The following is a 10,459-nucleotide window of genomic DNA, read 5'->3' as shown; positions in this document are numbered from 1 at the left end:
AAAATAATCAAAAAGTGATCCATTTTTTGAATCGCTCCGTTAGATGGGTGTAAACAACGACAACCACTCACAAAAAAGGAGCGATTGAACATGAAGAAAAAAACAATGAACAAATTTGTTGCACCGGCACTGGCACTGGGGTTACTCGTACCATTGAACGCACAGGCAGCAGAGGCGCCAACAGTGAGCACACCAGCTGGAGACCTTCGTGCCACGCTCGACCAATTACTATCTGAGCATTATGTCTTAGCCGTCACATCGATGATGAAAGCTTACGACGGGGCACCGGATGCCGAAGTCGCAATGAAAGCACTCGATCAAAACGCGCTTGACATGACGCCAGCCATCGCCTCAATCTACGGTGATGAAGGCGCGGCTCAGTTCGAAGACATCTTCGCCGGCCATAACGACTACTCGGCTGACTTCGTCGAAGCTGCCAAGTCAGACGATAAAGAACTTCGTGCCGATGCTGAAGCCGAAGTCGATGAGTTCGTCGAAGAGTTCTCGACATTCCTCGATGCTGCGACAGAAGGCAACTTACCGAAAGAAGCAGCCGCTGACGTCCTTGAACTTCACGAAGACCAAGTTCTCTCAGTGTTTGATAACTACGTCGCCGGTGACTACGAGTCGGCTTACATGACATACCGTGAAGGCTACAAGCTCATGTTCGACATCAGTAAAGCCCTCTCAGGAGCGGTCGTCACGCAAATGCCTGACAAATTCCCGACACCTGCTGACACGCCAGCTGTAGAGCTTCGTTCGACATTGAACAGCCTCGCCGGTGAACACTTCGCCCTCGCTGCGATCGGCATGCAAAAAGGCTACGACAAAGCGGAAGATTTCGACTACGTCAGCTGGGCTGAAGATCAAAACACGCTCGACTTTAAAGCAGCCATCGGTTCGGTCTACGGTGACGAAGGTGCGGCTCAGTTTGAAAAAGTATGGAACGGAAACCACATCACAGCACAAGGTGACATCGTCGCAGCAACACTTGAAGGCGACGAAGCTAAAATCGAAGAAGCACGCATGAAACTCGATCAGTTCGCTGTCGACTTCAGCACGTTCCTCGATGCGGCGACAGAAGGCAACTTGCCACAAGCGGCCGGTCAAGAAGCGATCATGCAACATGAGGCACTCGTGCTCCAAACGTTCGATCAATATGTAGCCGGTGACGCAGATGCAGCTTGGATGTCGTTCCGTGAAGGATACGCGTTCATGTTCGGTGTTGGTGAAACACTCGGTAACGCGATCGTGACACAAATGCCTGACAAGTTCGCTGAAACAGCAATGCCTGCAGAGATGCCTGAAACAGGTCTCGGTGGTGCACAAGCACAATCAATGAATACCCTTTACGCTGGCCTAGCTATACTCGGCGGAATCATGCTCGCCTTTGTTACGCTTCGCAACCGTAAAGTATCAGAACAATAAACTAAAGGAGAGAGCCCAATGAACAAGCGCCATTTGTTTTTGGCGCTCTCTCTATTTTGTTTTGGCTTCTGGTCGTGGACGAGCGCTCAAGAATCGTCATCACCACCTGTAGAAGAAAAACAAATAGAGGAGAGCCCAGATTTATCGGCTGAATTCTCACTTCTACAGGAAGAGGTGAAGAAACTTCGTTTAGCCGAGGAAGAGGAAAGCACTAAAGCCGTGTCACCTGTCCAGATTCAAATCCCGAGCATCAATGTCGACACCGCGATCGAACAGGTCGGCGTGCTCGATAACGGACAGATGGGCGTACCCGTTGACGAGAATCAAGTCGGCTGGTTCGAACCCGGTGTCAAACCAGGCAGTAAAGGCAACGCCGTCGTCGCCGGACACGTTGATAGTAAGACGGGGCCCGCCGTCTTTTATGAACTCGATCAACTGAAGACAGGCGATGACGTGACGATTATCGACGAGAACGGCAACACGCTGCGATTTCGTGTCACAAAAACAGAGAGTTATGACACGAAAAATGCCCCGATCGACGAGATTTTTGGCACCACGTCAAATCGCAACTTGAACTTGATCACGTGTTCCGGTACGTTCGGGGACGGCGGTTATGACCAACGTTTCGTCGTTTACACGGAGCTTGTCGATAGCGAGATCAAGTCGACAGTCGAACTCGACGCCCCGACGAACGTCACGTTAAGCGGTAACTTGCTCACATGGCACGCGGTCCGTGACGATGCCGTCATCGGCTACCGTGTCTATGAAGTCAACGACGGGAACGCGACACGTATCGAGAGCGTCCCGTCACACGCCCGGAAGAGTGTTGAAGTCACGAACGAGCAGGCAACGTATTACGTGACGGCGATCGACCGGCTTGGAAATGAGTCGAAGCCGTCTCAGACAGCGAAGTAGACACGAAACGCCCTTGGATAAAAAATCTAAGGGCATTTTTTCTGTTTTCCATATATAGTGAATGTAGCAAAAAATACATAGATTTAGGATAAGGAGTTTCAAGTCATGAGGACTCGACTTTCACAACCATTCGCAAATCAGTTAAAGAGAAGAATTCGCACCATTTGGGGTGTGAACGATTCGTATTATTGGTACCCTCTTTCCACTTCTCCTCGACTCGATGTGATTGCATTCGACAGCGATTATATTGAAGATGTTGATCAAAAAATCGAAGAAATCCGCCAATGGGTATGGGACCAAGGGACGGAGCTTATATTTGAACTGCATGAGGACCATACACTATGGCAAATCGACACCGCTTCATTAGATCCTTGTTATGAAGGTCGTTATTTAGAACGCTATTGGTTTGACCAAAAAATGAACTGGATCATTTATGCGTCCCACGAAAGTACAATTAGCTTTGGTGGGCATGGATTGATCACATCACTCCAGTCCTACTGGTCGGATTGGCAGGAGCATCTGTCCGTTTTAGACAATCGATTTTTTGAGTAATGAACTTCACAAAAAAAAGACGCACCCATTTTTGATCAATGAGTGCGCCGTACTTACACAAAGCAAGGAATCTGCGGGTTGAACGTCTTGTTGTTCTCCGTCATGATCTGCTTCTTAATTTTGCCTTCTCCGAGATAGACGATACGGTCGGCGAGCGCTTCCGCGTCTTCCTCGTCGTGCGTGACAAAGATCGTCGTCGTGCCCGTCTGTTTGAGGAGACGGCGCAAGTCGTCGCGGATCCGGTGTTGGAGCGACGTGTCCAAGTTGCTGAACGGCTCGTCTAAGATCAAGAGGGACGGCTTCGGTGCGAGCGCACGCGCGAGCGCGACACGCTGCTGCTGACCACCGCTCAGCTCATACGGGTAGCGATGCCGGAACTCAGATAAGTTCACGAGCGTGAGCATCTCCTCGACCCGTTCGTTCCGCTCCTTCCGGCTGAGCTTATGGAGGCCGAAGCGGATGTTCTTCTCAACGGTCATGTGCGGGAAGAGCGCATAGTCTTGAAACACCATGCCGACGCCGCGTTGTTCGGGCGGCATAAACTGGCAGTCGTCACAACAGACGCAATCGTTGACGACGACGACGCCTTGATTTGGCATCTCGAGACCGGCGATGAGGCGCAAGATCGTACTTTTCCCCGAACCGCTGTCGCCGAGGAGGGATACGATTTCGCCTTTCGTGATCGAGAGCGAGAACCCTTTGATTGTCTCTGCTTCTGCACCTTTATAGCTGAAGTGTAAATCGTTGATTTGAACAAACATTAGTCGGCCTCCTTATCAAGCACCTTATGGAACACAAAGATTAACAATCCGCTCATGAGAACGATGACGATCGACGCGAGCGCCGCTTCGTGAATCTTCTCATCACTGACATATTTGAACGCCTGCGTCGCAAGCGTCGAGAAGTTGAACGGCTGCAAGAACAGCGTCAGCGGCAACTCTTTCATAATATCGATGAAGACGAGGATGAACGCGCTCATGATCGCCCCTTTGATCATCGGGATATCGACCCGGAAGAACGTCTGCACCGTGCCCCAACCGAGCATGCGTGACGCTTCCGTGAACGACTTCCCGACTTTCTCAAATCCGCTCTCGATCGAGTTGTAACCGATGGCGAGGAAACGGATGACGTAGGCGAAGATGAGCATGATGAGCGTCGTCCGGAACACGAACGTCTGTCCGAGATCGAGCGCGAGCGCTGCTTTTAGCACCCATTCGTCTAGTAGTAAAAACAACGTGATGACAGCGATGGCGATAGCCGCTCCTGGGATCGAGTAGCCGAGCGTCGTCACTTTCGAGATGACGCGCGTCATGTTCGATGGGAACAGCCGCGTATAGTTGGCGATGATGAGTGCGAATACGAGAATGATGATTGTCGCGATAAAGGCGACGCTCACCGTGTTCCAGACGAGGCGGAAAAATTCAGCCGTGAACACTTGCTCGAACGTCAAGAACGTCCAAGCGACGAGTTGGATGAACGGGATCGCGAAAGCGATAACGAAGATCGTCGCCACGTAACCGAACACGGCGTAACGATGCCAGCCGTTCAACGGTCTTGGCTTGAGCGGCTTCACTTTTGTCGTCGCATAGCTGAACTGCTTGCGGCCTCGGACGAGTCGTTCCGCCATCAAGATAGCGATGACGATGATCATGAGCGTGCCGGCAAGTTTTAACGCTGAAGACGTGTCCTTCATGCCGAACCACGTGCTGAAGATGGCCGTACTGAACGTCTGGATCCCAAAGTATTTGACGACGCCGTAGTCGTTCAACACTTCCATCAAGACGAGACTGACACCGCCGATGATGGCGACGCGCGAGATCGGGATGACGACGGTGAAGAAGATATCCCACGACCCGCGTCCGAGGATGCGGGCGTTCTCGATCATCGACGACGACTGATTGTGTAGGAACGCGCGTGTGATCGTATAAATGTACGGATACAAGAACAACGTGAAGATGAAGATCGTCCCTTGGATCGTCATGATATTGAAGTACGTCTGATCCACGGTGATGCCAAACTCGTTGCGCAGCGTCGTCTGGATGACGCCGGTGTAGTTCAAGATGCCATGATACGTGTAAGCACCGATATACGGCGGGATTGCGAGCGGCAAGATGAGCGCCCATTTGAAGAATCGCCGTAACGGGAAGTCATACACCGTGACGAACCAAGCGAGGCTCGTTCCGATGATGGTCGTCAAGAAACCGGTCACGAGCATGATGAACAACGTGTTCCTCACGTACGTCGGCAGCAGATATTCGCGGATGTGTTGCCAATTGTCATTGACCGGTGCGAACAGTTCTACTAAGACGACGATTCCTGGCAAGACGATAAACGACAACGCGATAAAGCTCAGGATGGACCATCCATTCAGTTGTCGTTTGATTGCATACCAGTTCATGTCTTACAGCTCCCGTTTCTTTCATTTACTTCCTGTCCCATCATATCAGTTTCATCGTCCCGGTAATACCTTTAGACTGTCAGGAAACGCAAAAACCTTCGGCCTGAACATGCGTTCAAGCCGAAGTCGTTTTATTTCCAACCAGCTTCGTTGAAGATGCGGATGGCTTCTTGCTGATTTTCACCGAGAACAGATAGGTTGATATCTTGTTCTTTGAACTCACCCCATGATTTGAGGAGCTCGTTCGGCTCGACCGATTCGTTGACCGGGTACTCGTAGTTGGCGCTTGCGAACTGCTCTTGCGCTGACGGGTCAGACATGAACTCCATGAGTTTCTTCGCGTTGTCAGAGTTCTTCGCCGCTTTCGTCATCGCGATTCCAGAGATGTTGACGTGCGTACCTGTCGTGTCTTGGTTCGGGAAGAAGACACCGAGCGCTTCAGCGACTTTCTTCTCTTCCGCGTCTTCTGAGTTCAGCATGAGACCCATGTAGTACGTGTTCATGATGGCCACATCACCTTCACCGGCGACGACGGCTTTCGCTTGGTCACGGTCGTTCCCTTGTGGGTCACGCGCCATGTTGTTGACCATGCCTTCTGCCCATTCTTTCGCTTGGTCGACGCCGTTCACTTCGATGAATGACGAGAGGAGTGAGATGTTGTACATGTTTTCAGATGGACGAACGAGCACTTTCCCATTCCACTGTTCTTCCGTGAGCGCTTCGTACGTCGACAAGTCTTCCGGCTTCACGCGATCTTTCGCGTAGACGATGACACGTGCACGCTTCGTGAGACCGAACCATTCTTTGTCCGTGTCACGGTATTTTTCTGGGATGTTCGACTCAAGCACATCGCTATCGACCGCTTGAAGATGCCCTGCTTCTTTTGCCTGGTGCAAGTTCCCGGCGTCAGCAGTAATGAAGAGATCCGCTTCTGTGTTCTCACCTTCTGTGTTCAAACGTTCGAGAAGTTCATCACCTTTTCCTTCGACGACGTTGACTTTCACACCCGTCTCTTCTTCGAACTGTTTGTAGAGCTCTTTGTCGACATCGTAATGACGGCTCGAGTAGACGTTGACGACTTTTGATTCTTCTGCCGTCTCATTGTCCCCCGTAGTAGTCGTCTCTTCCGTGCTCGCGCAAGCCGCGAGCAGTGATGTCGTAAGTGCTGCCGAAAGTCCAAGTGCCATGTACTTTTTGTTCATTTATATTTCCCCCATGTTTTAGTCTCTTTGTTGGTAATGATAATTACTCTCAATCACTATAATCGATGATAATCATTCTCATGTCAACCTTTTTTTGAAAACGTTACCATTAGTTATATATTTATAACTTAACAGTTTTGACGATATCATTTCTTGACTTCAAAATGATGAGGCGCCTATAGTTGAAATGAAAAGACCGTCTGGTCGGTACAGAAAGGAGTGACGAAATGACAAACCGATCAACTATCACGAAACAAAAACTGCTAGATGCCGCGACCGAGATCATCATGGAGCACGGAGTGCACCAACTGACATTAGAGGAAGTCGCAAAGACCGCTGGTGTCTCAAAAGGTGGCCTGTTGTATCATTATCCGTCGAAAGAAGCGCTTTTGACCGCCATCGTCGAACGGCTTCAAACCGAACAAAACGATTTATACGAATCACTTCAGGCTGACGGCCACGGTCCGGTCGAGGCGTTCGTCCGCCTATTTGATGAGACGAAACTCTATCCGGAACGCTCGCCAATTCATATCGATGCCGAGAAGATGATCGCCTTCTTGACGTTATTCGCCGTCGATCAAGCGTACGCCGACCGTTGGAAGCATGACCTCGACACGTTCTTCGCCGAATTTCAACAGACGAGCGATCCCGTCGAGACGATGATCATCCGCTATGCCCTTGAAGGGATGATGATGTCCGAACACTTCAATGTCGGCGTCCCCCCTACCGCTTTAAAACAAGCCATTATCGCTCGACTCATCGAGCGCGCCCGACACATCGATTCGGGAAACTAGACTAATTTATTAGAGGAGAAATGAACCCCATGCAAAAGATCACGACCTTCTCCGTCAACAACAAGTTCGCAGTTTGGTTGATGACGATCATCTTAACGGCCGCCGGAATCTTTGCCGGCCTGACGATGAAACTAGAGACACTGCCTGACATCACGACACCGACCGTCTCGGTGACGACGATTTATCCTGGCGCTTCCCCTGAACAAGTGCTCGACGAAGTGAGCACCGTGCTCGAAGATCGCTTGAAGAGTTTGAACGGTGTCGAACAAGTCCGTTCGTCTTCGTTCCAAAACGCTTCGAACATTCAAATCGATTATGATTTCAGCACGGATATGGAAGCAGCCGAACAACAGGTCAAAGATGCACTCAGCAACGTCGAGCTGCCAGAGTCCGTCCAAGACCCGCAAGTGTCACGCCTCAGCTTCGACGCGTTCCCGGTCGTCGGTGCAGCCGTTTCAGATGAAAGCCTCGATTTGGCTGAGTTGACAAAACTTGTCGAAGACGAGCTCCAACCGGCCCTTGAAGGTGTCGAAGGTGCCCAGCTCGTCCAAATCGCCGGTCAAGAAGTCCGTCGCGTCGAGCTTCGCTTCGACGAGGCCGCACTTGCCGAATACAACTTGACAGAAGATGCGGTCAAACAGTTGATTCAAGCAAACGATGCCCGCATCGCGCTTGGCTTGTACGAGCTCGGGGATACGGAACAGGCCGTCGTCATCGACGGGAAGTCGGAGACGCTCGAAGCGTTCCGCGACCTGCAAATCCCGTACTCACCAGCTCCAGCTGAACCGACCGTCCCAGGGACGCCAAGCGGATTCCCGGCTGGTGAGACACCTGAGTTGCCAAGCGAAGTCCCTGGCACAGTCCCACCTGCGAATGTGCCGACAACAGTCCCGACCGTCGCTTTAAGCGAACTCGCGACAATCGAAGACCGCGGCATCGAAGAATCAATCTCGCGGTCGAACGGAGAACGTTCGATCGGAATTCAAGTGACGAAGACACAAGACGCGAACACCGTCGACGTCGTCAACGCCGTCAAAACGATTTTAGACGACTTTGAGGCTGAATATGATACGGCGAACGTCTCAATCACACTCGACCAAGGTCAGCCGATTGAAGAATCGGTCGAGACGATGGTGTCGAAGGCGTTACTCGGCGGACTATTCGCCATTTTGATCATCTTAGTGTTCCTTCGTAACTTCCGTTCGACGATCATTGCTGTCATCTCGATCCCGCTATCGCTCTTGATGGCGCTTATCGTCTTGAAGCAACTCGATATCACGCTCAACATCATGACGCTCGGGGCGATGACCGTCGCGATTGGACGCGTCGTCGATGACTCGATTGTCGTCATCGAAAACATTTATCGTCGACTCACTCGTCCGAACGAACCGTTACGCGGCAAAGCGTTGATCATCGCCGCGACGAAAGAAGTGTTCGTCCCGATCGCGTCATCGACAATCGTGACGATCGCCGTCTTCTTACCGCTCGGTTTCGTGACCGGCTTCGTCGGCGAACTGTTCTTGCCGTTCGCCTTGACCGTCGTCTTCGCCTTGCTCGCTTCGCTCCTCGTCGCGATCACGGTCGTACCGATGATGGCCGATTCGTTCTTTAAAAACCGTGACAAGCTGAAGCCGGAAGAAGGACCCGGTAAACTTGCCGAATGGTACCGCGGTGTGCTCAACTGGTCGCTCAATCACAAGCTCGTCGTCTTCGGACTCGCGACACTTCTCTTGATCGGCAGTTTTGCCCTCGTACCAGCCATCGGGGTCAACTTCTTGAACCAAGATTCGGAGAAAACGCTGTTCGTCACGTTCGACCCGGAACCGGGACAGACGCTTGACGACTCGATCGCGGCTGCTGAGATCGCCGAGACGTACTTTATGGAAGACCAGCCGAACGCGACCGACGTCCAGTTCACGGTCGGTGGCGAAAACCCGCTCAACCCGGGGAATAACAAGCAAGGGATCTTCATCGTCCAGTACGACCCGGACACAGAAGACTTTGCCGACGTCAAATTGGCAGACATCGAACAATTGAACGAACTTGCCTCAGGCGGAGAATGGAAAGAACAAAACTTCGCCGGCGGTGCCGGAACGAGCGGTGTGACGTATAACGTCTACGCAAACTCGCTCGAAGATCTTGAAGCGATTGTCCCGACATTCATCGAGACGATTGAAGAAGAGACGGACTACGTCCGCCAAGCGACGTCTGATCTTCGTGAGTCATACGTCCAGTACACGTTCAACGTCGATCAACAAGCAGCAGCTGAAGCTGGCGTCTCGGCCGCTCAACTCGCTCAAACGATCGGTCAGTTCCAAGCACAGGCCAGTCCGCTCGCCAGTGTGACGATTGATGACAAACAGCTCGACGTCATCATCCCGACGGAACAAGTCACGTATGACAGCATTGAAGACTTGCAAGCGCAAGAAGTGACGACGCCGTTCGGGCCGCGCCCAATCTCAGACTTCATCGAAGTCGAAGAAGGCACGACGCCGGACACGCTCGTCCAGCGCGACGGCAAGCTCCTTGCTACCGTCAGCGTCGAACTTAGCACGGACAAGGCGACGGAAGCGTCGGCCGCCATCGAAGAACGTGTCTCTGACATCGATCTCCCTACTGGCGTCTCGTATGACGTCGGCGGCGTGACAGAACAGATTCAAGAATCGTTCACGCAGCTCGGCCTCGCGATGCTCGCAGCCATCGCCATCGTCTACTTGGTGCTCGTCGTCACGTTCGGCGGTGCCGTCACCCCGTTCGTCGTATTGTTCTCGCTCCCTTATGCGATCATCGGCGGACTCGTCGCCCTCTTGATCACGGGAGAAACAATTTCCGTATCTGCTTTGATTGGTGCGCTCATGTTGATCGGGATCGTCGTCACAAATGCGATCGTCTTGATTGACCGCGTCATTCATAAAGAAGAAGCCGGTCTATCGACGCGTGAAGCGTTGCTCGAAGCAGCCGGTACGCGACTCCGTCCGATTCTCATGACGGCGCTCGCGACGATCGGTGCCTTATCACCACTTGCCCTCGGACTCGAAGGCGGCGCACTCATCTCGAAAGGACTCGGTGTCACCGTCATCGGAGGACTCACAAGTTCGACGTTACTGACGTTACTCATCGTCCCAATCGTCTATGAGTTCTTCGCTCGATTCCGCAAGAAACAACAAGCA

General features: G+C 52.0%; 8 protein-coding genes. 5 read left to right on the top strand and 3 right to left on the bottom strand.

Going from position 1 to position 10,459, the window contains the following annotated elements; translation table 11 throughout:
• The first annotated feature begins 105 nt into the window (after nucleotides 1-105).
• The 3 genes from A6395_RS09395 (at nucleotide 106) to A6395_RS09385 (ending at nucleotide 2,895) form a co-directional block, all read left to right on the top strand.
• Nucleotides 106-1,428: a globin family protein gene (locus A6395_RS09395; RefSeq protein ID WP_252100531.1), complete on the top strand. Its 1,323-nt coding sequence runs from the start codon at nucleotides 106-108 to the stop codon at nucleotides 1,426-1,428.
• An 18-nt stretch (nucleotides 1,429-1,446) separates the two neighbouring features.
• A complete protein-coding gene (locus A6395_RS09390; RefSeq protein WP_071398818.1) occupies nucleotides 1,447-2,343 on the top strand; it encodes a class F sortase in 897 nt (298 codons plus the stop codon).
• Nucleotides 2,344-2,448: 105 nt separating this feature from the next.
• Nucleotides 2,449-2,895: a hypothetical protein gene (locus A6395_RS09385; protein ID WP_071398817.1), complete on the top strand. Its 447-nt coding sequence runs from the start codon at nucleotides 2,449-2,451 to the stop codon at nucleotides 2,893-2,895.
• Between the two features lie 53 nt (nucleotides 2,896-2,948).
• On the opposite strand, the gene A6395_RS09380 is transcribed toward A6395_RS09385, so the two are convergent.
• The 3 genes from A6395_RS09380 to A6395_RS09370 form a co-directional block, all read right to left on the bottom strand.
• Nucleotides 2,949-3,656, bottom strand: coding sequence for an ABC transporter ATP-binding protein (locus A6395_RS09380; protein ID WP_071398816.1), 708 nt, complete (start codon nucleotides 3,654-3,656; stop codon nucleotides 2,949-2,951).
• Nucleotides 3,656-5,293 carry an ABC transporter permease gene (locus A6395_RS09375; RefSeq protein ID WP_071398815.1) on the bottom strand — a complete coding sequence of 546 codons (1,638 nt, stop codon included), beginning with the start codon at nucleotides 5,291-5,293 and terminating at the stop codon, nucleotides 3,656-3,658. Before A6395_RS09375 ends, A6395_RS09380 begins: the two co-directional genes overlap by 1 nt.
• A 131-nt stretch (nucleotides 5,294-5,424) precedes the next feature.
• Nucleotides 5,425-6,495: a Fe(3+) ABC transporter substrate-binding protein gene (locus tag A6395_RS09370; protein ID WP_071398814.1), complete on the bottom strand. Its 1,071-nt coding sequence runs from the start codon at nucleotides 6,493-6,495 to the stop codon at nucleotides 5,425-5,427.
• A gap of 227 nt (nucleotides 6,496-6,722) precedes the next feature.
• Between A6395_RS09370 and A6395_RS09365 the strand changes: the two genes are divergently transcribed.
• Together A6395_RS09365 and A6395_RS09360 are read left to right on the top strand one after the other, a co-directional pair.
• On the top strand, nucleotides 6,723-7,289 hold the full coding sequence (locus tag A6395_RS09365) for a TetR/AcrR family transcriptional regulator (protein WP_070328369.1): 567 nt from the start codon (nucleotides 6,723-6,725) through the stop codon (nucleotides 7,287-7,289).
• Between the two features lie 29 nt (nucleotides 7,290-7,318).
• Nucleotides 7,319-10,459 (top strand): efflux RND transporter permease subunit (locus A6395_RS09360; RefSeq protein ID WP_071398813.1); only part of this gene is annotated, 3,141 nt, incomplete at its 3' end.

Origin of the sequence: Exiguobacterium sp. SH31 (genome assembly GCF_001816105.1) — a bacterium.
Lineage (GTDB): Bacteria > Bacillota > Bacilli > Exiguobacteriales > Exiguobacteriaceae > Exiguobacterium > Exiguobacterium aurantiacum_A.
This window is presented reverse-complemented; position numbering and strand designations above follow the sequence as displayed.

Coding starts and splice junctions, on each gene's coding strand:
- A6395_RS09375 (WP_071398815.1), bottom strand. CDS start 5,293: ATGAACTGGTATGCAATCAAACGACAACTGAATGGATGGTCCATCCTG.
- A6395_RS09365 (WP_070328369.1), top strand. CDS start 6,723: ATGACAAACCGATCAACTATCACGAAACAAAAACTGCTAGATGCCGCG.
- A6395_RS09370 (WP_071398814.1), bottom strand. CDS start 6,495: ATGAACAAAAAGTACATGGCACTTGGACTTTCGGCAGCACTTACGACA.
- A6395_RS09390 (WP_071398818.1), top strand. CDS start 1,447: ATGAACAAGCGCCATTTGTTTTTGGCGCTCTCTCTATTTTGTTTTGGC.
- A6395_RS09395 (WP_252100531.1), top strand. CDS start 106: ATGAACAAATTTGTTGCACCGGCACTGGCACTGGGGTTACTCGTACCA.
- A6395_RS09380 (WP_071398816.1), bottom strand. CDS start 3,656: ATGTTTGTTCAAATCAACGATTTACACTTCAGCTATAAAGGTGCAGAA.
- A6395_RS09385 (WP_071398817.1), top strand. CDS start 2,449: ATGAGGACTCGACTTTCACAACCATTCGCAAATCAGTTAAAGAGAAGA.